20 protein-coding genes are annotated in these 22,141 nt (G+C 55.9%); 8 read left to right on the top strand and 12 right to left on the bottom strand.

The features are described from left to right. Position 1: 1 nt before the first annotated feature. Genes hyfE through FGI04_RS11235 form a run of 5 tightly spaced genes read right to left on the bottom strand, consistent with a single transcriptional unit; the run spans position 2 to position 5,739 of the window. On the bottom strand, positions 2–652 hold the full coding sequence (hyfE, locus tag FGI04_RS11255) for a hydrogenase 4 membrane subunit (protein WP_012885275.1): 651 nt from the start codon (positions 650–652) through the stop codon (positions 2–4). A 9-nt stretch (positions 653–661) separates the two neighbouring features. Next, a complete protein-coding gene (locus tag FGI04_RS11250) occupies positions 662–2,101 on the bottom strand; it encodes a hydrogenase 4 subunit D (protein ID WP_019844846.1) in 1,440 nt (479 codons plus the stop codon). A gap of 16 nt (positions 2,102–2,117) precedes the next feature. Then, the gene (locus tag FGI04_RS11245) at positions 2,118–3,065 is read right to left on the bottom strand and encodes a respiratory chain complex I subunit 1 family protein (RefSeq protein WP_342701381.1); all 948 of its coding nucleotides are present in this window, start codon (positions 3,063–3,065) and stop codon (positions 2,118–2,120) included. A gap of 11 nt (positions 3,066–3,076) precedes the next feature. Further along, complete coding sequence (gene hyfB / locus FGI04_RS11240) at positions 3,077–5,116, bottom strand: hydrogenase 4 subunit B (RefSeq protein ID WP_210175307.1); 2,040 nt, start codon at positions 5,114–5,116, stop codon at positions 3,077–3,079. Further along, entirely contained in the window at positions 5,113–5,739 is a 627-nt protein-coding gene (locus FGI04_RS11235; RefSeq protein WP_407336735.1) for a 4Fe-4S dicluster domain-containing protein, read from the bottom strand. Before FGI04_RS11235 ends, hyfB begins: the two co-directional genes overlap by 4 nt. 407 nt (positions 5,740–6,146) lie before the next feature. Between FGI04_RS11235 and hybG the strand changes: the two genes are divergently transcribed. Next, on the top strand, positions 6,147–6,425 hold the full coding sequence (hybG, locus tag FGI04_RS11230; protein WP_342701380.1) for a hydrogenase maturation factor HybG: 279 nt from the start codon (positions 6,147–6,149) through the stop codon (positions 6,423–6,425). A 44-nt stretch (positions 6,426–6,469) separates the two neighbouring features. On the opposite strand, the gene FGI04_RS11225 is transcribed toward hybG, so the two are convergent. Next, positions 6,470–7,264, bottom strand: coding sequence for an FkbM family methyltransferase (locus FGI04_RS11225; protein ID WP_342701379.1), 795 nt, complete (start codon positions 7,262–7,264; stop codon positions 6,470–6,472). Positions 7,265–7,556: 292 nt separating this feature from the next. Here FGI04_RS11225 and cbl point away from each other — a divergent pair, with 292 nt between their 5' ends. From cbl to FGI04_RS11205, 4 genes are all read left to right on the top strand, one after another. Next, entirely contained in the window at positions 7,557–8,510 is a 954-nt protein-coding gene (gene cbl, locus FGI04_RS11220) for an HTH-type transcriptional regulator Cbl (RefSeq protein WP_407321203.1), read from the top strand. 431 nt (positions 8,511–8,941) lie between these two features. After that, entirely contained in the window at positions 8,942–10,261 is a 1,320-nt protein-coding gene (gene gltP / locus FGI04_RS11215) for a glutamate/aspartate:proton symporter GltP (RefSeq protein ID WP_342701377.1), read from the top strand. 194 nt (positions 10,262–10,455) lie between these two features. Further along, complete coding sequence (locus FGI04_RS11210; RefSeq protein ID WP_407321204.1) at positions 10,456–11,226, top strand: YdcF family protein; 771 nt, start codon at positions 10,456–10,458, stop codon at positions 11,224–11,226. Between the two features lie 111 nt (positions 11,227–11,337). Next, positions 11,338–12,327, top strand: a complete 990-nt coding sequence (locus FGI04_RS11205; protein WP_407321205.1) for a Gfo/Idh/MocA family protein — start codon at positions 11,338–11,340, stop codon at positions 12,325–12,327. Between the two features lie 37 nt (positions 12,328–12,364). Here the strand turns inward: FGI04_RS11205 and yghU are convergent, their stop codons facing one another. From yghU to FGI04_RS11180, 5 genes are all read right to left on the bottom strand, one after another. After that, the gene (gene yghU, locus FGI04_RS11200; protein WP_342701374.1) at positions 12,365–13,228 is read right to left on the bottom strand and encodes a glutathione-dependent disulfide-bond oxidoreductase; all 864 of its coding nucleotides are present in this window, start codon (positions 13,226–13,228) and stop codon (positions 12,365–12,367) included. Between the two features lie 211 nt (positions 13,229–13,439). Then, a complete protein-coding gene (locus tag FGI04_RS11195) occupies positions 13,440–14,528 on the bottom strand; it encodes an iron-containing alcohol dehydrogenase family protein (RefSeq protein ID WP_407273695.1) in 1,089 nt (362 codons plus the stop codon). 28 nt (positions 14,529–14,556) lie between these two features. Next, on the bottom strand, positions 14,557–15,423 hold the full coding sequence (locus FGI04_RS11190; RefSeq protein WP_342701372.1) for an ABC transporter permease: 867 nt from the start codon (positions 15,421–15,423) through the stop codon (positions 14,557–14,559). Beyond that, entirely contained in the window at positions 15,383–16,240 is an 858-nt protein-coding gene (locus FGI04_RS11185; RefSeq protein ID WP_342701371.1) for an ABC transporter ATP-binding protein, read from the bottom strand. The genes FGI04_RS11190 and FGI04_RS11185 overlap by 41 nt, the downstream gene beginning before the upstream one ends. A 16-nt stretch (positions 16,241–16,256) precedes the next feature. Beyond that, the gene (locus FGI04_RS11180) at positions 16,257–17,225 is read right to left on the bottom strand and encodes an ABC transporter substrate-binding protein (RefSeq protein ID WP_342701404.1); all 969 of its coding nucleotides are present in this window, start codon (positions 17,223–17,225) and stop codon (positions 16,257–16,259) included. 399 nt (positions 17,226–17,624) lie between these two features. On the opposite strand from FGI04_RS11180, the gene FGI04_RS11175 reads away from it, so the two are divergent. From FGI04_RS11175 to cuyB, 3 genes are all read left to right on the top strand, one after another. Next, on the top strand, positions 17,625–18,647 hold the full coding sequence (locus FGI04_RS11175) for a malate/lactate/ureidoglycolate dehydrogenase (protein ID WP_407273693.1): 1,023 nt from the start codon (positions 17,625–17,627) through the stop codon (positions 18,645–18,647). A 180-nt stretch (positions 18,648–18,827) separates the two neighbouring features. Continuing rightward, positions 18,828–19,841 (top strand): D-cysteate sulfo-lyase, encoded by a 1,014-nt coding sequence (cuyA, locus tag FGI04_RS11170; protein ID WP_342701369.1) that lies wholly within the window; start codon positions 18,828–18,830, stop codon positions 19,839–19,841. Continuing rightward, on the top strand, positions 19,841–20,569 hold the full coding sequence (cuyB, locus tag FGI04_RS11165; protein WP_342701368.1) for a cysteate racemase: 729 nt from the start codon (positions 19,841–19,843) through the stop codon (positions 20,567–20,569). The genes cuyA and cuyB overlap by 1 nt, the downstream gene beginning before the upstream one ends. A 116-nt stretch (positions 20,570–20,685) precedes the next feature. On the opposite strand, the gene FGI04_RS11160 is transcribed toward cuyB, so the two are convergent. Further along, a complete protein-coding gene (locus FGI04_RS11160; RefSeq protein ID WP_253001487.1) occupies positions 20,686–22,026 on the bottom strand; it encodes an anaerobic C4-dicarboxylate transporter in 1,341 nt (446 codons plus the stop codon). Positions 22,027–22,141 lie beyond the last annotated feature (115 nt).

Below are 22,141 nucleotides of genomic sequence, written 5' to 3'. Positions count from 1 at the left end.
TTCATCCTTTCAACGCAGTCAGTTGCTGAACATCCAGCGTGTGCAGCGTGCGGTGGATTTTGCGTGCCATCAGCGCCATCACAATGACGGCGAAGATAGCGTCGGTCGCGATGCCGATTTCCACCAGTTCAGGCGCGCGGTAAGCCAGCAGCGCCAGCGTCAGGTGAGCGCCGTTCTCCATTAAGCAGTAACCAAACACCTGTTTGAGGATGTTGCGCTGGCTGACGATGCACAGCAGGCCAATCAGGAAGTGGCCGAGTGAGACCGCCAGCACCGGTTTGAGGTCATTGACCATCGGCAGTTTCACCGGTGAAACGGCAAAGTAGCTCAGCAATACAATCAAGGTGGCGATCAGTATCAATGTGGCGGTGCCAATCACACCGCCATCGGCTTTCGGGTCGGCCAGTCGGCAGAAAGCAAAGCTCATAATGGCGGGGACCATCACCACCTTGGTGATAAAGGCGGTCAGCGACCACAGATACAGCTCATGCGAACCGAGTAGTCCACCCAGCGAGATAAAGATAAGCACCAGCACCAGCGACTGTAATGCATACAGCGCGGCGGACACCGTGGGTTTTCTGGCAGCGATCACCAGCAACGAGGTGATGATCAGCAAACCTGCCAGATTATTGACGAGAAGTGATCCAGTCATGGGAGTTCCTTATTTCAGCCAGAGTGCGGCGATAACGCTGGAGCACAGCGACATCACTATCAGCACCAGCAGCACCAGGTTCATCGACATCGGCACTGGCGTCGCGGATGCCACTTCCTCGGAGGGCTCGCCCGGCACGGTGCGACCAAACCAGTAGAGGAACCAGGCAAAGCTGGCGACCGATTCCACCAGTACGACTATCATCAACGGCAGTAACCACCAGATGTCGTTGGAAAGCGCAAACCCGGCGGCAAACAGCGGAAACTTGCTGAAAAAGCCGTTGAACGGGGGAACGCCGGTGATCGCCAACGCCGCGACACAAAAGCCGATACCCAGCAGCGGCAGGCGAGCCATCATGCCGCGTAACTGTGGCAGCATGCGGGTACCACAGCTGTAGCTGAGTGCACCGGCCACCAGGAAGAACAGGCTCTTGGCGTAAGCATGGTTGAAGATGTAGGCCATACCGGCGTCAAAGGCCATGCGTGAACCGAAGATGGACAGCGACAGCGCCAGGAAAATGTAAGCCAGCTGGGTGATGGTGGAGTACGCCAGCAGTCGCTTCATGTCTTTTTGCGGCAGATACATCAGGAAGCCGTACACCAGTGTGATCGTCGCCATGATGACGCCGACCACGCCGATAACATGTGGCACCTCAACGGCGGACAAAATCGCGCGGGCGAAGATATACACGCCGACTTTTACCATCGACGCGGCGTGCAGATACGCACTCACCGGTGTCGGCGCTTCCATCGCATCCGGCAGCCAGACATGCAGCGGCAACTGGGCTGACTTGCCCCAGGCCGCGAACAGAATGCCGCTGAAGACGATGATTTTGCTGCTGTCGTCCAGTTGCGCGATGGCACTGAGCGCGAAGGTACCGGTGGTGGCGAACAGCCAGGCCGCCGCCAGATACAAGCCAACGGACGCGACATGGGTCACCAGCAGCGCTTTGAGCGCGGAACGCAGTGACTTCGGTTTCTGGTAGTAGCCGATCAACGCCCAGGAACAACCGCCGGTAATTTCAAAGAACAGCAGTTGACCAAGGATGGTGGATGACAGTGTTAACCCGGCCATCGCGCCGATAAACACCAGCAAAAACGCGTAGTAGCGATTGCTGCCATCGTGCGGATGCTCGCGGTTGCCCAGTGTCAGGTAGCCGCAGGAATAGAGGCTCACCAGGAAACCGAGCGAGACCACCGCAAAGCCTATCAACAGGCTGATGCGGTCGAACACAAAACCGAATAAATCTGCCTGACCGTAACGATAAAGCGGCACGACCAAATCGGTTTTTCCGCCATCGAAATAGCGCCAGGCCAGCAGCGCCATGCCGAGCGTCGCCAGCAGGGCGAACAGCGTACATAACCCTTTGGCCAGGCGCTGCGGCGCAAACGCTATTAGCAGCGCGCCGAGAAACGGCAGCAGTAGGGTGGCAAGAGCAATATTCTCCATGATGGATGTCGACTCCTTATAATCCAGTCAGGTAGAAAACGAACGCCAGCGCCGCGACACCGAATCCGAGCCAGGTGACCCGGCCGGTCAGCAGGAAGCGCCCGCGCGCCAGGCTGTTTTCGATAGCTGCGGCGATGACAAACACCACCACCAGCTTGATGAACAGCGCCAGCGCACCCCACAGCAGGCAGGCAACAGACAACGTCTCTGCTTTGCCGAACGGCACGAAAATCGATAGAAACAGCGTGGCGACCACCACTTGTTTGAGGCTGATGCCCCATTTCACCAGCGCCAGCCCGGCACCGGCGTATTCGGTCAGCGGCCCTTCCTGCAGTTCCTGTTCGGCTTCCGCGACATCGAACGGGATTTTGCCCATTTCAATGAAGGTGGCGAACGCGCAGGCCAGTAAGGCCAGTACGGTGGCGGTAGGGGAGACCCAGTGGCCGCTCGCCAGCTTGACGCTGATGTTGCCAATATTGGTGGAACCGGCCACCAGAGCCACCACCAGCAGCGCGAGCATCAGGATAGGCTCTACCAGAATACCGAGCGTCAGCTCGCGGCTGGCACCGATACCGGCGAAGGTACTGCCGGAATCAAGACCAGACAGTGAAAAGAAAAAGCGAAATACCGCAAACAGGTACAGCAGGGTGATGACATCTCCCGCCGCACCGAACGGCGACGCGTCAGTCATTGCGGGCAGCGTCATCGCCACCAGCAGCATGGTGCCGAGCAAGATGAATGGCATCAGGCGAAAGACGCCGCCGCTGTGCTGGGGCGCCACTTCCTGGCGTCGCAGCAGTTTGACGATGTCACGATAATCCTGCAGCAGCCCCGGTCCCTGCCGGGAGTGCATTTTGGCGCGCAGCACGCGCGACAGACCGGACAGCAGCGGTGCTACCGCCATCAGCAGTACGGCTTGCAACAGCGCGCACAGCAGCGGAAATATGAGTGAAACGTGAGTCATGTTCCGTCTCCTTAAACCAGAGTGACCAGCAGCAGGGCCACCAGCGCCGCCACGACATACAGGCAGTACACCCGGAAATCACCGTGCTGAATCCATTGCACCGCCCGACTGATGCGTTGCACGATGCTGACGACCGGCATGACCACATGATCGTCCCAGACAGGTTCGGCACGCGCTGCCGCTTGCGTGGTTTTCTCCAGCGCCTGTTGCATGGCTGGGGCTGGGTTGAGGGTTTTACGCACGCGATAGAGTGGGGCGAACATCACTCGCAACGGCTGGGTAAAGCTACCGGCAGACGCTGACATGGCTTGTTCGTAGCCGTAGCCGCAAGCCCAGGGCGTGCCTTTCTGACGAAAGTCGAGGCGCGGGCCACGCAGCAGGCTGTAAATCATCAGCGGCAGTAACGGCAGTGCCAGTAGCAGGATGAAGATCAGCGGGGTGTTGAGGCTGGTCTGCTGGCTGTCGCCAGGGAATACGCCCAGTCCTTGTGCCATGGCGACCGTCGGGGTGTGTGCCAGGTCGGCGGCGATACGGGTAATGACCGGTGCGACCACACTGGCACCGATGCCAAGCAGAATGCACAGCAGTGCCAGCAGCAGCATGGCGAGTGTCATCGGCCAGGGGACTTCACGGGCGTGCGAGGCTTTTTCGCTGCGCGGTGCGCCACAGAAGCTGATGCCATACACTTTGACGAAGCACATCGCCGCCAGCGCACCGGTGATGGCCAGCATCACGATGGCGATCGGAGCGACCAGCCGCAGACCAATGCCGCCGTTATGGCTGAGGGTGAACAGTGACTGGTAGGTAAACCACTCACTGACGAAGCCGTTAAGTGGCGGCAGGGCGGAGATCGCCATACAACCTACCAAAAACGCCAGCGCGGTTTTCGGCATCAACCGTGCCAGTCCGCCCATTTTTTCCATATCTTTGGTGTGGACGCGGTAGATAACCGCACCGGCACCGAGGAACAGCAATCCCTTGAACACCGCATGGTTGAGCAGGTGATACAACCCGCCCAGCAGGCCAAGCAACGCCAGCAGCGGATGATGGGTGGCGATACCGATCATGCCGACGCCGACACCCATCAGAATGATGCCGATGTTTTCTACCGTGTGGTACGCCAGCAGACGCTTGATGTCATGTTCGGCCAGCGCGTACAGCACACCTAACACCGACGATACCGCGCCGAATGCCAGCACGACGACGCCCCACCAGGTTTCTGTCGCCCCGAGTAAATCAATACCGACTTTGATGATACCGAACACCCCTATCTTCACCATCACACCAGACATGAGCGCGGAGGCGTGCGATGGGGCGGCCGGGTGTGCGCGGGGCAGCCAGCCGTGTAACGGCAGCATCCCGGCTTTGGCACCAAAACCGAAAAACGCCAGCAGGAATACCGCGGAAGCTTGGGGAGCCGACAACGACGCGTGGCGGAAATCCGCGAAGTCGAGGCTGGCGCTGTGACGGTAGAGCAGAAAGAATGCCGCCATAATCAGCACGGAACCGGCGTGGGCAATCAGGAAGTAGAGCAACCCGGCGCTGACGGCCTCGTCATCCTGATCGGCAATCACCAGGAAGTAGGAGCTGAGCGACATCACCTCGAACAGCACAATGAAGTAGAACGCGTTATCCACGATCACCAGCGCGACCATCGAGGCGACAAACAGGTTCATGAAGAACCCCATCGCCCAGGCACCACGCCCGCGATACTCTTCCAGATAGGCCAGTGAATACAACGCAGATACCGCTACCAGTAGCGAAATCACTAACGTCATAAATGCCGCGAGTGTGTCAAAGCGCAGCGTCAGGTGAGCGAAGGCGTCAAACGGCCCGGCGAATACGGCAGTCAGCACATTGCCGCCAAGCAGTACCGGGGCGGCAGCCAGGACGCCGGCACACCCCCCTGCCAGCGCACACAGCCCGCTTAAGCGGATAGCCAGCGACTCCTGACGGCAGCACAGCAGTGAAAGCACTGCACCTGCCAGATACAGCGCCAACGACAGTCCCAACCATTGCAGTGGCGTGAATAATTGCAATGAGGTCATCATAGGTTTTGCTCCCTGTCAGCCCCTATGGGAGGGAAAGGGACGTTGCCCTGCGGCCATTGTGCGGCCTGACGGCGTTTAGCGGCGATAGCATCGTCCAGCGTGGTGTCATCTACCAGATACAACGCGTGGGTCGGGCAGACGCGTACGCATTCCGGCCCTTGTTCGCGAAAATCACACAGGTCGCATTTCACCGCGATGCTGCGAACCCCGGCGTTCCACGACAGCATCGGATGCACCGACGGCAGGCTGACGGGAACATCGGACAGCAGTGTCAACGGAATGTGTTGATCAAACGCCGTCGGTGTCGCCAGCGGGGTACTGCCAGATGGCGTGATAGCACCAAACGGGCAGGCGATGGCGCAGAGTTTGCAGCCGATACAAGTGTTTTCGTCCAGCAACACGGCGTTGTCCTGATGCGTGATGGCATTGACCGGACAAACTTTCGCGCAGGGCGCGTCTTCACAATGGCGACACAGCACTGGGGCGGTGCCTCCGGCGTCACGCTCAACGGTCAGTCTCGGATGAGACTGCAACCCAGCCTGTCGGTGCACTTGTGTACAGGCCGCCATGCAGGTGTTGCATCCGATACAACGTGTTGGCTCCGCAATGACGAAGCGGTTCATAGCCATACCCTCCGGGGTGATAGAAATGTTTACTGCGCCGCAAGCATATTCCATGCCATAAGAAAAATATGGGTTTAATGTATTTAATAATCATGTGGTTATGATTTTCGTGTAATGATATTTATCCCTGATGACCGTTGCCGTTCGACATTAGTGACGATGTTTTTCGACGAACCACCAGGCGACTGTCGTCACCCTCGACAGTGCGTTAGCCCGGTCGACAGGAAGGTAATTGCCGACAGATTTGACGAGTAGCCCGGTGTGCAGCGGCCTGATGGCCAGGTGAGAGACAGCTGACAGTGGTTCGATTTCGCGACAGCGCCCAGGCTGCGCAGGATCATGTCAGCTGGCATCAAATTTGCTTAAGCTGTCAGGGAGAAAGGTGACTAACGAACAGGATGGGTGTTATGTGTCTGGGAATTCCGGGGCAGGTGGTGGAGTGGGCATCATCGGATCATCAACTGGCATGGGTTGATGTCTGTGGCGTACGCCGTGAAGTGAATGTGACGCTGGTGCAGGACGAGGGGCAAACGCCTGCCACATTGATAGGCCAGTGGGTGCTGGTACACGTTGGTTTTGCCATGAGTCGGCTGGATGAACAAGAAGCGCGCGACACGCTGGATGCGCTGCGGCAGATGGAAGAAGTCGAGTCAGATGTGAGCGATTTTTTGATCCGGTCGATTTGAAGGAGCAGAGCCATAACTGACATTATGGCTCTACTGTCGTGTGCTCACTTCGCTCGACATACGGACAGTAACGTTCCGTTGCTATCCCGATTAAAATCTACTTTCGCGTCATTTTTTGGGTGATGCGCAATATAGTCATCGTTATAAATGTGCTCTATGGTGTAGCCCATATGCGTTATAAAGGATAGCAGTTCTTGTTTTTTCTCTGCGAACCAATGGGTATTCCAGGCTTCAAATGAGAAGGGTGGAAAGTGGTTATGCTCCAGAAAACCGACCGCACCTTTTAGTACGTCTAACTCCAGACCTTCTACGTCTATTTTCACAAAACGAGTTTTTTCGTTAAACAGAAGGTCGTCGAGCTTGATGACCTGCACGAAATGCGTTTCTTTCGACATGCATCCGCTTATGCCATTACGCGCTCTATATTCATCAACTATTGAAAATGTGCCGGTATTAGCCATTTTCTGGTAATCAGGAATAGGGATTTCAATGACTCCATCCTCACTACCAACGGCCTTATTGAGCGCGGTGACGTTACTCAGCCGGTTTAAGAAGATGTTGCCGCATAACTGGTAATACACAAATTTTTGCGGTTCGAACGAATAAACAACGCCATCTTGTTTTTCTATTTCGTTTGCGACCGGCACAGTATAAGCCCCCAGATTAGCACCAATGTCAAAAACGACCGGGGAATCGAATTCCGAGGTAAATTCATTAGTGACGAGACATAGCCATTTTTCCCATTCATCCTTGGTTGTAAGATGCTGCGTTATCAGATCCTGGCCTAGTGTTAAAAAACTTCCTTGCGATGAATTAACTAAATGAACCCTCGGTAACATAAAGCCGCCTTAGTTACGGAAGCGTAAAGTAAAAGGTAACTCGGCATAAGCTTAGTAAAGGGTGGCGAGAATGCCACCACGATAACAGACTACAAATTGTGTAGAGCGTAGTTTTGGTGTCTTAATTCACCATGCTTTTGTTCACAACGCCTTTTTCCTGTCGAGTAGAAAGGGGAATAATGCGTGTTGTTATAGCTCAAAAAATTATAAATAGTAATTTTTCTTTATTTGTATGGAATAAAAATACTTCGTATGAATAGTGCTAACAACAGAAGTGACAAGGGACAAGGGCGTGAACTTTCAACAATTGAAGATCATCCGCGAATCGGCGCGATGCAACTATAACCTGACCGAGGTTGCCAATACCCTATTCACCTCCCAGTCTGGGGTCAGTCGTCATATTCGCGAACTGGAAGAAGAGCTGGGGATTGAGATATTTATCCGTCGCGGTAAGCGCTTACTGGGGATGACGGAGCCGGGCAAAGAACTGCTGGTAATGGCCGAGCGTATCCTTAATGACGCCAACCACATCCGTCGGCTGGCGAACCTTTTTAGCGATAATGATGTCGGGCAACTGGTTATCGCCACGACCCATACTCAGGCGCGCTACAGCCTGCCGGGAGTCATCAAAGCATTCCGCGCACTTTATCCGCAGGTTCAAGTGGTGCTGAATCAGGGAACACCCGACGAGATTGTCGCGATGCTGGAATCCGGTGAAGCGGATATCGGAATCGCCACTGAACAGCTGATCAATGTCACCTCACTGGCGGCATTTCCCTGGTACCGCTGGCATCACGCTATTCTGTTGCCGGAAGGCCATGCACTGGAGCAAGAGCCGGTCATAACGCTCGACAAATTGAGTGCAGTCCCGTTGATTACCTACCGTCAGGGCATTACCGGCCGCTCACGCATTGATCGGGCGTTCACTGCCGCTGGCCTGACACCGCATATTTCTATCAGCGCGCAAGACTCTGATGTGATCAAAACCTATGTTGAACTGGGGTTAGGTGTGGGGATTGTGGCGGATATGTCGTTCGACGCCACACGTGACCCCGGTCTGGTTCGATTGGATGCCCGCCACCTGTTTGAAGCCAACACCGTCTGGCTTGGTCTTAAGCGCGGTCAATTGCAGCGTAACTACACGTGGAAGTTTATTCAGTTATGTAACCCGGAGCTGACGCCGGATGAGATTAAAGCTCGGGTGTTTGCTGAGGAGAACGAAGTGGCGATCGATTATCAGATCTAATCGCTGATTTATGCCTGAAACGGAGGCTCCGTTGCGTTTTGCCTCGATTTGCATGAGCTAAATTGGGCCTATACCGGCGTTCGGCGGTGTTCAATAGACAGTGACGAAACGCATAATTATGAAAACTACCCCGAACGTAGCGCTTGATCTCACGGGAGGGGGATAGTAGCATGCCTCGGCATAACAACAGGTTATGCCTTTTTTATTTTCTTTTGCGATACAAATAGTTGCGCAATTTTAATGAATAACTATTTGATTACGCATTCTGTTTTGGTGAGTCACGTATTTGCCTGTGGGTCACGAGTTTTTGCAAAAATAACCTTCAAACCTCCCCCTTCATCTGTAGCAGTTCAGCATACGCTGGAGCGTTCGATGGCTGTGTTGTAGCCATCGGCAAGTAGTGCAGGGAGCACAGACAATGGATTCGTATTATGAAAAAACAGAAAGTTAGCCTTGCCTGGCAAATCCTCATCGCATTGATTGTCGGTATTGCCGTCGGTGCCTGGTTGCATGAAAACCCGGCCAATAAGCTGTGGTTGGTGACCAATGTGTTAAGTCCGGCTGGGGATATCTTCATCCGGTTGATCAAAATGATTGTGGTGCCAATTGTAATCACCACGCTGGTGGTGGGTATCGCCGGGGTGGGCGATGCTAAAAAATTGGGACGTATCGGTTTTAAAACCATTGTTTACTTTGAGATCATTACCACGCTGGCGATTGTGATTGGTATTACGCTGGCCAACCTGTTTCATCCTGGGCATGGCATTGATATGTCGATGCTGACCCGGGTGGATATTTCTCAGTATGAGAAAACCACCGAACAGGTGCAAAGCGGTTCGCACAGTCTGGTGGGTACTATCCTCTCGTTGATTCCGCCCAACATTTTTGCCGCGCTGGCCAAGGGTGACATGCTGCCGGTGATCTTCTTCGCCGTATTGTTCGGCCTTGGGCTGTCATCTCTGCCGCGTGAGCAGCGTGATCCGCTGTTGAACGTGTTTCGCAGTGCCTCGGAAACCATGTTCCGCGTCACCAATATGATTATGCGGTATGCCCCGGTTGGGGTATTTGCGCTGATCTCGGTGACCGTCGCCAATTTCGGGTTCGCTTCGCTATGGCCGCTCGCCAAGCTGGTCATACTGGTTTATGCCGCGATTCTGTTCTTTGCGTTGGTGGTGCTGGGAGCGGTAGCGCGTCTGTGTCGGTTACGGATTATGACCTTGATCCGTATCCTGAAAGACGAGCTGATTCTGGCCTATTCCACCGCCAGCTCTGAAACGGTGCTGCCGCGTATCATCCAAAAGATGGAGGCCTACGGTGCGCCGAAGGCGATTACCAGTTTTGTAGTGCCGACCGGGTACTCGTTTAATCTGGATGGTTCAACGTTGTATCAAAGTATCGCGGCTATTTTTATTGCCCAACTTTATGGTATCGATTTGAGCCTGTGGCAGGAATTGGTGCTGGTGTTGACGCTGATGATTACCTCCAAAGGGATTGCCGGCGTACCGGGTGTTTCCTTCGTGGTATTGCTGGCGACCCTGGGCAGTGTAGGGATCCCGCTTGAAGGTCTGGCGTTCATTGCCGGGGTAGACCGTATTCTGGATATGGCGCGTACGGCACTGAACGTGGTGGGCAACGCCCTGGCCGTGCTGGTGATTTCGAAGTGGGAAGGGCAGTTTGACGAAGAAAAAGCGCGAGCCTATGAACTGGAGCAGGCAACAATGGCGGTCCGTCCCGCCGCCAGTCAGGAGTAGACCAGCGCGCTGACAACAGGCCATCGGGCGTTGCCCGGTTCTACGCTTCTCACCCTCACCCTGCGAGCGCTATGCTGGCAGGGTGTTTTTTTATATCGGTTCGTATCGGTATGTTTATGGTATGTGATGCATTGTCGATAAGGCCGTTACGGTGAAAAGATGTTTCATATGGGCTGGCAAATGTGGGAGGCGTTATGGCGTTATCCAATGAAATGATTGAGGACCTCAATCGTATCGCCAGGTGGCTGGCGCTGGATGATTTTTTGCAGGCAAAGCACATGACGCCGGACATGATGATCGTGGCAGGCCATGCCATTTTACCCAATATTTTCGGTGCGCTCACGCTGGCGAAGCACGCCTGTCTCCCGGTGTTGTTCAGTGGGGGGATAGGGCATTCAACCGTATTACTGCGCCAGGCGATCAGCGATAACCCGCTAACCTCTGGGATTGATACCGAAGGGAAAAGTGAGGCAGACCTTTTGTCTGACATCGCTACCACGGTATTCGGTATTAGCACCGACAAGATACTGCTTGAAAATCAATCCAGAAATTGCGGGGAAAACGCAGACTTTAGCCGTGACCTGCTGGCGGATAGAAACGTCGCAGGGAAAGACATCATTCTGGTTCAGGACCCCTTGATGCAAAGACGAACCGCAGAAACCTTTGCATATAGCTGGCGTAAGAAAAATATGAACAGCCGGTTTATCAGTTGGCCTGTATTTATACCAGCACTGGTCATTATAAATAACAAACCGGTGATTAGCGGTGGTCAGATAGCGGGAATGTGGAGTCTTGATCGCTATATTTCCATGATCCTCGGCGAGGTTAAGCGCCTGAAAAACGACCGTGACGGTTATGGCCCATTAGGTGCCGGTTTTATTGGCCATGTGGATATTCCCGACGCCATCAGAATGGCGTGGGAGCGCTTGATAAACAATCCACTTATGGCGCAAAGCGTCAGGTAAGAGTGGCTGAATGAGGGCGGTAGTGTTGCGTATTGGCTGTGTGGCTATAACAGGGGGCGACTATCTTGTATGTTACGTTCTGTTCCGCTAATCCATTTTGGAGCCTGAGGCATGAAGATAGCGTTGGTTGGGTCGGGAAAGATAGTTGCTGCCTGTCTTGAGGTGCTGACAACTATTGAGGGGATAGAACTGTGTGCGTTGTGTGTCCGACAAGGGAGCTTGTCAAAAGGTGAAACGCTCGCCCGTCAATATACTATCCGTTCGCTGTATACCGATTACGATGCCATGCTGCGTGATGAGCATATCGATATTGTTTACCTCGGGATACCCAATCATCTGCATTACGCGTATTCCCACCGGGCATTATCTGCGGGGAAGCATGTTGTCTGTGAAAAGCCGTTTACATCCAGTTATGCGCAATTACTGAGTTTGGTGACGCTGGCGAAATCAAAAAAGCGCTGTTTGTTCGAGGCGATAACCGCAATTCATACGCCCGGATTCCATTATCTGAAGCAAAACATCGCTGAAATTGGCGACATTAAACTGGTACAGGCGAATTACTCGCAGTATTCGAGTCGTTACGATGATTACGTCAATGGGATCGTGCATCCTGCATTTGACCCGGCTTCGTCCGGCGGCGCGCTTTACGACATCAATGTTTATAACATTTACCTTGTCTGCGCGTTATTCGGCGCGCCAGAGCGTGTGAATTATCTGTGCAATAAAGGGCATAACGGTATCGATACGTCGGGTGTTCTCATCATGAGTTATCAGACGTTTATTGCGGTTTGCAGTGGTGCCAAAGATTCAGCCAGCCCGGCTTATTTCACCGTGCAGGGGACGGCGGGCTATGTGAAAGTTAACGATATACCTGGCGTATGCAAGCATGTCGAGTGTGTGAAGCAAGGACAGCTCGCCACATTTGACGATGCGACAGATAACCATCACATGAGGTACGAGTTCGAGGTATTCAGAGATATTGTCAACGCTCAGGATCTTTCCCGCTGTTATCAGTTGCTGGATATGGCGTTGATTGTTGCTCGGGTGCTGGAACAGGCCAGAGTGTGCTGCGGTATTGATTTCCCTCTTATTCAAGAATAACCCGCCGCCGGTCAGCGCGGCGGCGGGATGATCGCGATCAGCGCGGGGTCGACAGTTTGTCCTGCGTTTGCGTTTCGAAGTCGCTGGCGTCGTGACGTTCATGCAACTGGGTGGAGGGATCGCCGCTCAGGCGGTTGACCATGCGGCCGCGCTGAACCGCTGGGCGGGCGAGAATGGCGTCCGCCCAGCGCAGCACATGCGGGTATTCGTGCACGGACAGAAATTCGGCACCGTCATAAAGCCAGCCTTTCACCAGACTGCCGTACCAGGGAAACGCAGCGATGTCGGCGATGGTATAGTGAGAACCGGCCAGATAGTCGCTTTGTGCAAGCCTCTGATTGAGGACATCGAGCAGACGTTTGGTTTCCATTGTGAAGCGATCAATGGCGTATTCGATCTTGACTGGCGCGTAGGCGTAGAAGTGGCCGAAACCGCCGCCAAGGTAAGGTGCGCTGCCCATTTGCCAGAAAAGCCAGGACAGACATTCGGCGCGTTCAGCCGCGTCGGCCGGCAGGAATTCGCCAAATTTTTCAGCCAGATAAAGCAAAATCGCGCCTGATTCAAACACCCGCACCGGCTGTTGCCCGGAGTGGTCCACGAGTGCTGGAATTTTGGAATTGGGGTTGGCTGCCACGAAGCCGCTGCTGAACTGGTCGCCATTGCCGATTCTGATTAACCAGGCGTCATATTCCGCGCCGCTATGACCAAGCGCTAGCAGTTCTTCCAGCAGGATCGTCACTTTCTGGCCGTTTGGCGTCGCCAGCGAATAAAGCTGAAGCGGATGACGGCCGACCGGCAGGGCCTGGTCGTGCGTGGCGCCGGCGATCGGGCGATTGAGACCGCCGCTGGCTCTATTCCAGGCCCAGACTTTCGGTGGTAGGTATTCGGATGAATCGGTCATGCAAATCTCCTGATAATCACATTCGGCAGAGATAAGGATAATGAATGCAGCGGACGTAGCAGACTAACCCACGCTTACACCGACAGTCGTTGCCATTGGTGCGCGTATTATAGCTATAGCGGTTCCGATCCTGATGTCCGTATACCGGGCTGCCTGCCATCTAATCCGTAATTCGCATAAATCAGTTGAGACGCCGGTTCGGGCTTTCGGGTCAATCCGCGTGGGTTACGCTGTGCTGCGCCGTGGCGGCCAACGCCTGCCTGAGCGCCGCGCTATCCACCGCGAACGGTAATCGGGCTGCGACGTCAGCCGGGATCGTCACCTGTGCGGCGATATCGTCCCACTGGGATTCGTCGGTCAGGCCCAGCGCTTGCGGTGTCAACGGGCTGTCATAGCGACGCAACTGCGCCAGCAACTCCGAGTTGTCAATACCGTGGCGCATTTCCAATTGAGCCTGCACGGCCAGACCAAAGCCGACCTTTTCGCCGTGCAGCCAGCGTCTGGATTCCGGTTGACGGGTCAGGCTGTTATGAATGGCGTGGGCGACGCCCAGCCGTGCGCGTTCATCCTTAACGCTGTTGGCGATGCCGGCTAGCGCAATCGTCGCGTCGATCACCCGGCGCAGCGCCGGCGTTACCCGCTGTTGCTGGTTATCCGCCAGCGCTTGCTCGCCGTGCGCATCAAAAATATCGACCGCCAGCCGGGCGATGCGCGCTTTGATATGCAACGACAGGGCATCGTCGCCGTGTCGCAGGTAGGGCAGAAATTCGTACCATTTGGCGAGAGCATCAACGATGCCAGCTTTCAGATAGCGCACCGGCGCGCGGGCTATCACCGTACTATCGACCAGCACCCACACCGGCAGGCGGTTCAGGCTGAGACGACCCTGATGCACGCCGTCGCGGTTGTACAGCACGCTGATGGGCGACCAGGCGGCGCAGGTGGCGGCAAGGGTCGGCACGGCGATCATCGGCAACGCGCTGGACTGGCTGGCCACCGCTTTGGCGGTATCCAACACTTTGCCGCCGCCGACGCCGAGAATCAGCTCGGCGCGTTCGATGTGCACCTGTTCACGCAGCGCCGCGATGCTCTCTTCGGTGCAATAGCCTTCCACAAACAGCGTCCGGTAGTGCAGGCCGTGCTGTCTGAGGCTGGCTTCCAGCGTGGCGGCGGTGTGCTGCCAGGCGGTCGGACTGGTGATGATCAACACTCGTTTCGCCAGCGGCAGGATGTAATCGCCCGCCTGGGCGAGTAGACCGTCCTGATTGAGGTAAGTGTCTGGAACCTGTATGGCGATCATGCTCTCTTCTCCTTGTTTTTTGAGCAGCCTAGCGCTGCATACCCCATTTGCGGACGGTCAGACGCTCCAGCGTGGCGAAAATCAGCCCTTCGACCAGTAACCCGATCAGGATCACCGAAGCTAGCCCGGCGAACACGCGGTCGGTATACAACTCGTTGCGGTTCTGGAAGATATACCATCCCAGCCCGCCTTTACCGCTGGACGCGCCAAAGACCAGCTCGGCGGCGATCAGGGTGCGCCAGGCGAAGGCCCAGCCGATTTTCAGCCCGGAAATAATCGCCGGCAGTGCCGCGGGGATCAGAATATGGACGACGTAGCGCCAGCCGGTCAGGCCGTAGTTGCGCCCCGCCATGCGCAGGGTGTCGGAAACGCCGAGAAAACCGCTGTAGGCGTTGAGCGCCATCGGCCACATCACCGAATGTACCAGCACGAAAATCAGGCTTTTTTCACCAAGACCAAACCACAGCAGCGCCAGTGGCAGTAGGGCGATGGCGGGCAGCGGGTTAAGCATCGCGGTAAGCAGCGCCAGCAGATCGCGACCCCATTGTATCGACACCGCTAGCGTGCTGAGCAACAGTGCCAGCAGGCTGCCGATGACATAGCCTTTGAGCAGCGTGCCAATGGACACGGCCGTTTTCTGCGGCAGTTCACCGCTCAGCCAATCCTGGCAGAATGCTCGCAGCGTCTGGATAAAGCCGGGTAGCATCAGATCATTGTTCTGCCAACGGGCGGCGGCTTCCCATACTGCCAGCAGCAACAGCACCAGCATCAGCCGACGTAGGGTGGTATGCTGCGCCAGCCGAGTCAGCCAGGGCAGCGGTGCTTCCAGTGTATCGGGCGGCAGTGGTGTCAGCTCACGCTGATACTCGGGCCTGACCGGGGGAGATGTATTCATGGGATACCTCAGGTGAAACCGACGCGCCACGAGAGGCTGGCGCCGGCGGGAATAACAGGTCATGGATGCGTCGTGCGGTGTGCTGGAAGGCGTCGCTGCCAGCGTCGTCCAGCGAAAACTGGTGGCAGTTGATTTCCGCCCGCACCCGGCCGGGATGGGGGGACAACAGCAGGATCCGGCTACCGACCACCAGCGCTTCCTCGATCGAGTGGGTGACGAACAGGAGTGTGAAGCGCACTTCTTCCCACAGCGCCAGCAATTCCTCCTGCATCTTGCGGCGGGTGAGGGCGTCCAGCGCGGCGAAGGGCTCGTCCATCAACAGGATTTTTGGCTGCATCGCCAGCGCACGGGCGATGGCAACCCGCTGTTTCATGCCACCGGACAGCGTGTGTGGGTAGGCATCGGCGAATGTCGCCAGCCCGACCTTATCGAGAAAGTGCAACGCCCGCTCGCGAGCCTCTGATGTGCTCAGTGTGCCGCTGGCGACCAGCGGGAACAGCGTATTTTCCAGCACGGTTTTCCACGGCGGCAACTGGTCGAATTCCTGAAACACCATCATACGGTCCGGCCCGGGGCGGGTGACTGGTTGGTTTTCCAGTTGAATACTGCCACCGGCCGGCGACAGAAACCCGCCGATCGCTTTCAGCAGGCTGGACTTACCGCAGCCGGACGGCCCCAGCAGCACGAAGCGTTCCGCCGGGAACACGTCAAAGCTGACATCGTGGGTCGCCTGTATCTGCGCGCGATGGGTGCGGTAACGCAGGTCAACACCGTTGACCTGCAACAGCGGATGTAATGAGTGAGCGGACATCGCCATCTCCTGTAGCCGGATATTAACTTCCCGGCTGATCGTGGATTTCAGTGAAGAAGTAGTCTTTCCAGGACCCAGCCTTGTTTTTCAGTACGCCAAGCTGGTGCAGTTTTTCGGCGTATACCGAGGTACGCTGTGGCACGATGGTGAAATTCACTTCCGGGTCTTCGACGATGCGTTTGACCAGCGGCAGCGGCAGGCGTGAATTTTCCACCCGGAGATAGGTTTCAGCGGCGGCGGCCTTGTTGGCGTTGATAATGTCGGAGGCTTCTTTCAGCGCGTCGTAAAAGGCGCGGTAGGTTTTCGGGTTTTCATCGTGGAATTTCTGGGTGGTGTAGAGCACGTTGAAAGTGCCCGGCCCGCCCAGCACGTCATAGGAACTCAGAATCTTGTGCACGTTCGGGTGCTCCAGCGCCTGATATTGAAACGGCGGGCTGGAGAAATGGGCGGTGATTTCCGAGCCACCGGCGATCAGCGCTGCGTTGGCATCCGGATGCGGCAGGCTGACGGTAATATTGTCGAAGCGTTTGTAGTCGCCGTTGCCGAACAGTTTGGCGGTTTCAATCTGCAATGTGCGCGACTGGAAACCGACGCCGGCGGCGGGGGTGGCGATACGGTCGCGGTCGCTCAGATCGCGCAGGGTTTTCACCGCCGGGTTATTGCTCAGCAGATAATTCGGCATCGATCCCAGCGAGGCGATAGCGCGCACATTCTGTTTGCCCAGCGTACGGTCCCACAGGGTCAGCATCGGCGGCACCCCGGCGGACGCCACATCCAGCGCGCCAGACAGCAATGCTTCGTTGATAGCGGTGGCACCGGACAGCGTGCGCCAGTCGACCTTGATATCCACCCCCTGCTGTTTACCATGCTTTTCAATTAGTTGCTGGTCGCGCACCACGTCCAGAAGCAGGTAGCCGATGCCGAACTGCTGGGCGATGCTGATGCTGCCCTCCGCCTGTGCCGCCAACGGCGCAGCACCCAGCGTGAGCATTAGCGCCAGCAACCAACCGGTTTTGACGTGGCAGGAAGCGGTATTCGGCCCGGTCGTCTTTTCCGCCCGGTTTATTTTTAGGTCCCGGTTTATTGTTATGAATTGCATTTCCACTGGCGCCATCGGTATAGTCTCTCAGTTGGTTAATTATTTAATTAATAAAACTCGGTGATCATTTTTCATTTCGAACGAGATAATTATTTCATGCTATTTTTATAATTCGTGACGACAAAGCTTATTTAGAAATAACTTATTAATATTCCGTTTATAGTTATTTTTGATAACAGTAGTCGATATTCTGTTAAGCAATGTTGTTGCTATGGTTTCCCGTATTATTCACTTACCCTGTTTTCCGCGAGGATTATAGTAAAACCTTTCTGATTTACGGGGACTCGGAGCATGCCTGTTTTTTCTCACGATTATTTACGTCATTATTTGCGCGAACGCCTGAACGAGGCAGCGGTGAACGCGGAGGTGGCCGGTCTGGTGGCGGATAATCTGGTGGAGTCCAGCTTAAAAGGGCACGATTCTCACGGCGTCAGCATGCTGCCGCGCTATATCGCCGCGATTCGCGAAGGCGGGCTGGCACCGCATGCACAGGCGGAAAAAACGCTCGATGCCGGGCCGATGCTGGCGTTTTCCGGACAGCATGGTTTCGGCCAGGTAGTAGCCCGGCAGGCGATCGCACAAGGCATTGAGCGTGCGAAGCAGCACGGCGTGTCGGTACTAAGCCTGGCGGACGTGCATCATCTTGGGCGCATCGGTGCCTGGGCGGAGCAGGCGGCACAAGCAGGGCTGGTGTCGCTACATTTCGCCAATGTCTACACCCGTCCGATCGTTATGCCCTGGCAGGGGCAGCAACCCCGTTTCGGCACCAACCCATTCTGCGCTGGGATTCCGGTAGAAGGTGGCTCACCGGTGATCCTCGATTTCGCCACCAGCGTGATTGCCGGCAACAAGGCGCGCATCGCCTGGAACGAGGGGCGGTCATTGCCGCCGGGGCAGATTGTCGACCATCAGGGCCAGCCTGCGGTGGATCCGCGCTGGCTGATGGAAGAACCCTTCGGCGCACTGCTGGCGTTCGGCCAGCATAAAGGTTCCGGTCTGGCGCTGGTATGCTCGCTGCTTGGCGCGGCGCTAACCGGCGGGTCGACCGAACGCACCGCCACTGGTCAGGGCAAGCAGATCATCAACAGCATGCTGTCGATACTGATCGACCCGGAACGGCTGGGCGGCGGTACCAGCTATCAACAGGAAATTCCTGCATTGCTGGAATGGGTACGCCAGTCGCGTTCCGATGGTGGATTGCTGCTGCCTGGCGATCCGGAACTGCAGGCCTACCGGCAACGGCTGGTAAACGGTATTTTCGTCGACGACGCCAGTTGGCGGCAGTTAACCGAGTTGGAGCAGCAAGTGGCATGAATCAACAGTGAGTCAGCGCGCCGCGATTATTTTTATCACCCTGAATAGCCTGTACGTCATCTTATTTCATAGCGTGTTCTGCCACGTTTTTTTTATTATTTCATCCACCGGTCCTCGTGGGAGAAAAAGATGAAAAAAGCAACGGCTAAAACACATTAATTATTTCCCGAGGAGAAGAATATGCATCTCGCCCGTTTTCCCCGCTTGTCGCTGGGCCATTTCCCTACGCCGCTGGAGTCGCTACCGCGTTTATCGACGTATCTTGGCGGCCCGACGATTTATATCAAACGCGATGACGCCACCGGGCTGGCGACCGGCGGCAATAAAACCCGCAAGCTGGAATTTCTGCTGGCGGAAGCGTTGCAACAGGATGCCGACATTATTATTACTCAGGGTGCCACCCAGTCCAACCATGTGCGTCAGACCATTGCTGCCGCGGCGAAGCTGGGGCTGAAGACGCAGGTCCTGCTGGAAAAGCGGGTTGACGATTACGGTGTTGACTACCAGCGTTCCGGCAATGTGCTGCTGGATAAACTGCTGGGCGGCGACATTGTTGGGCATCTGCCGGCTGGCACCGACATGCAACAGGCGATGGAGGCGCTGGCGGCCACGCTGCGCGAACAGGGTCACCGGCCTTATGTGATCCCCGGTGGGGGTTCTAGCCCGACCGGTGCATTGGGGTATGTCGCCTGCGCAGAAGAGTTGCTGTATCAATCCAGTCAGCAGCGGCTACGTCTTGATCATATCGTACACGCCACCGGCAGTACCGGCACTCAGGCAGGGTTGGTGACCGGGTTGGTCGCCAGTCACAGCGGCATTCCGGTGCTGGGCATCAGCGTACGCGCACCGAAGGCGAAGCAGGAAGAGAACGTGTGGCAACTGGCGCAGCGCACCTGGCAGAAGCTGGGGCTGACGGGCGAGGTGCCGCGCGAGGCGGTTCAGGTTAACAGTGACTATGTCGGGCAGGGATACGGCATTCCCACCGCTGGTACGTTGGAGGCCCTGCAACTGGCGGCGCAACTGGAGGGGATATTGCTGGACCCGGTCTATTCCGGCAAGGCGTTGGCCGGGTTGATCGATCTGGTGCGCAAAGGGCAGTTCGGCAAAAACGACAATGTGTTGTTCATTCATACCGGCGGCGCGGCCGGATTGTTTGGTTATCGCCAGTTGCTTGAACAGCAGGAAGGTTGGTGATGCCGTCGCCGGCGCGTTTTCTGGTCGGGGTGCTGGGCGGCATGGGGCCGCTCGCCACCGTCGACCTGTTGCAGAAGATCATTGCCGCCACACCCGCCGAGCGTGACCAGCAACATGTACCGGTGGTGGCGTGGAATGTGCCACAGATTCCGGATCGCCAGCGGGCACTGGCCGGGATTGGAGTCTCGCCGTTACCGGCGTTGCTGGATGGCGTTGAACACCTTAACCGGCTGGATATCAGCCACCTGATTATTCCCTGCAATACCGCGCATCACTGGTTTGATGAATTGCAATCGGCCAGCCTTGCACCAGTACTGCACATCGCTGATGTCACGCTGGCGCAGGTGAGGGCCGTGCTGAACGGCGCTCCGTCGCCACGGGTGGGGGTGATCGCCACTCATGGCACGCTGGCGGCGGGGTGGTATCAGCAGCGGCTGGCAGCGCTGGATATCGAAACGGTGCTACCTGATGAACAGGAGATGGATAATTTGTTCGTGCCGGGCTGTTATGCGGTGAAACGTGGCGACGTCGCAGCGGGGGGAGCATTGTTCGGACAACTGGCTGAAAGGCTGGCTGCACGCGGTGCCACCCATCTGGTTCTGGCCTGCACCGAAGTGGCACCCGGGCTGGCGGCAACGCAGTCACGCTGGCTGGCGCGCAGTATCGACAGTACCGAGGCGCTGGCCCGGCATTGTGTCGCACTGTGGCAGAAGCATGCGGAGCGGTAACGAATAACCGCCCGACGGCTGGGACCGAGCGGGCGGTTGAGGGAGAAACCGACATGCGCCAGAAGAGCGGTCTGGCGCAATGGCTAACTCAGTAACATTAACTCAGTAACATTAACTCAGTAGTACCCGTACATGGCGGCGAACACCCAGCCGAATACGCTGGAGGTGATGACGCCAATCAGGCCGGGCAGAATGAAGCTGTGGTTAATGACAAACCGACCGATATGGGTCGTACCGGAGCGGTCGAACTGGATAGCCGCCAGATCGCTGGGGTAAGTCGGCAGAATGTAGTAACCATAGCAAGCCGGTGCAGATGCCACGATATACGCTGGGTCGACGCCAATCGCCAAGGCGACCGGTACGATAGCGGCCAGCGCGGCAGCCTGCGAGTTAACGAACTTGGAGACCAACAGCAGGATCAGCGCATAAGCCCAGGGGTACTCTTTTACCAGCGCCCCCAGCGTGTCCTTGATTTGCGCCAGATGAGCACCGAACATCGTTTCCGCCATCCAGGCGATACCGTACACCGCGACAATCGCAATCATCCCGGAACGGAACACCTCATTTTTCGAAATTGACCCCGGATTGGTTTTGGTGGCGATAATAATAATGGCACCAGACAGCAGCATAAACATCTGGATTACCAGCACCATGGACAGTGGTTTGCCGCCGAAGGTCGGACGCAGGCTTTCGACTGCACCCAGCAGAGCTACCGCCGCGATAGTGGCAAGGAAGATCCACATGGCGACCCAGTTGCTGCGTGGCAGTTTGCGATCCAGCAGGGTGGCGGTGTCACCATAGACGTACTCACGGTTTTCCGGTACGGAAATGAATTTCTGGAAATCCGGGTCTTTATCCAGGTCTTTACCCCTGAACCAACTGAAAATCCCGATGGCCAGAATACCCAACAGGGTAGAGGGAATTGTGATTGCCAGTAAGTCCAGAAACTCGAGGTGTTTACCGTGGAAGGTAAATTTACTGAGCATGGCGACCAGTGATACCACCGCCACGGATACCGGGCTTGCGATAATCCCCATTTGCGCGCCGATCGAGCTGGCTGCCATGGGGCGTTCCGGACGGATGTTATTCTTGATAGCGACGTCGTAGATAATCGGCAGAATGGTATACACCACATGGCCGGTACCGCACAGAATCGTCAATATACAGGTGACGAACGGTGCAATAATTGACACGTATTTCGGGTTACGCCGCAGCATTTTTTCCGCTACCTGCAGCATAACGTCCAAACCGCCGGAAGCTTGCAATGTCGCCGATGCAGCGACTACGGAAATGATGACCAGCATCACGTCCACCGGTGGTTTCCCAGGTTCTAGTTTGAAAATGAAAACCAGAATGACGAGTCCGATACCCCCTAATAATCCGAGCGCGATACCGCCTTTTCGCGCACCGTAAAACAGGCAGATCAGGACTATGACAAGTTGAATGATAAAGTCCATAGATTCCCCATTACTCAGCATGACGAGTTAATTAATTGAGATTGGATTACTGTCGTCGCAACTACTATAGGGATTATTCCGTCTATTTTTTCTTGATCTAAGTCTACAATTTCCA

This window comes from Dickeya ananatis (assembly GCF_019464615.1).
In the GTDB taxonomy this organism is placed as follows: Bacteria; Pseudomonadota; Gammaproteobacteria; order Enterobacterales; family Enterobacteriaceae; genus Dickeya; species Dickeya oryzae.
This window is presented reverse-complemented; position numbering and strand designations above follow the sequence as displayed.

Coding starts and splice junctions, on each gene's coding strand:
- FGI04_RS11205 (WP_407321205.1), top strand. CDS start 11,338: ATGAAGATAGCGTTGGTTGGGTCGGGAAAGATAGTTGCTGCCTGTCTT.
- FGI04_RS11190 (WP_342701372.1), bottom strand. CDS start 15,423: ATGAATACATCTCCCCCGGTCAGGCCCGAGTATCAGCGTGAGCTGACA.
- FGI04_RS11250 (WP_019844846.1), bottom strand. CDS start 2,101: ATGGAGAATATTGCTCTTGCCACCCTACTGCTGCCGTTTCTCGGCGCG.
- FGI04_RS11210 (WP_407321204.1), top strand. CDS start 10,456: ATGGCGTTATCCAATGAAATGATTGAGGACCTCAATCGTATCGCCAGG.
- gltP (WP_342701377.1), top strand. CDS start 8,942: ATGAAAAAACAGAAAGTTAGCCTTGCCTGGCAAATCCTCATCGCATTG.
- hybG (WP_342701380.1), top strand. CDS start 6,147: ATGTGTCTGGGAATTCCGGGGCAGGTGGTGGAGTGGGCATCATCGGAT.
- FGI04_RS11245 (WP_342701381.1), bottom strand. CDS start 3,065: ATGACTCACGTTTCACTCATATTTCCGCTGCTGTGCGCGCTGTTGCAA.
- FGI04_RS11175 (WP_407273693.1), top strand. CDS start 17,625: ATGCCTGTTTTTTCTCACGATTATTTACGTCATTATTTGCGCGAACGC.
- yghU (WP_342701374.1), bottom strand. CDS start 13,228: ATGACCGATTCATCCGAATACCTACCACCGAAAGTCTGGGCCTGGAAT.
- FGI04_RS11180 (WP_342701404.1), bottom strand. CDS start 17,225: ATGCTCACGCTGGGTGCTGCGCCGTTGGCGGCACAGGCGGAGGGCAGC.
- hyfB (WP_210175307.1), bottom strand. CDS start 5,116: ATGATGACCTCATTGCAATTATTCACGCCACTGCAATGGTTGGGACTG.
- FGI04_RS11225 (WP_342701379.1), bottom strand. CDS start 7,264: ATGTTACCGAGGGTTCATTTAGTTAATTCATCGCAAGGAAGTTTTTTA.
- hyfE (WP_012885275.1), bottom strand. CDS start 652: ATGACTGGATCACTTCTCGTCAATAATCTGGCAGGTTTGCTGATCATC.
- cuyA (WP_342701369.1), top strand. CDS start 18,828: ATGCATCTCGCCCGTTTTCCCCGCTTGTCGCTGGGCCATTTCCCTACG.
- FGI04_RS11185 (WP_342701371.1), bottom strand. CDS start 16,240: ATGGCGATGTCCGCTCACTCATTACATCCGCTGTTGCAGGTCAACGGT.
- FGI04_RS11160 (WP_253001487.1), bottom strand. CDS start 22,026: ATGGACTTTATCATTCAACTTGTCATAGTCCTGATCTGCCTGTTTTAC.
- cuyB (WP_342701368.1), top strand. CDS start 19,841: ATGCCGTCGCCGGCGCGTTTTCTGGTCGGGGTGCTGGGCGGCATGGGG.
- FGI04_RS11195 (WP_407273695.1), bottom strand. CDS start 14,528: ATGATCGCCATACAGGTTCCAGACACTTACCTCAATCAGGACGGTCTA.
- FGI04_RS11235 (WP_407336735.1), bottom strand. CDS start 5,739: ATGAACCGCTTCGTCATTGCGGAGCCAACACGTTGTATCGGATGCAAC.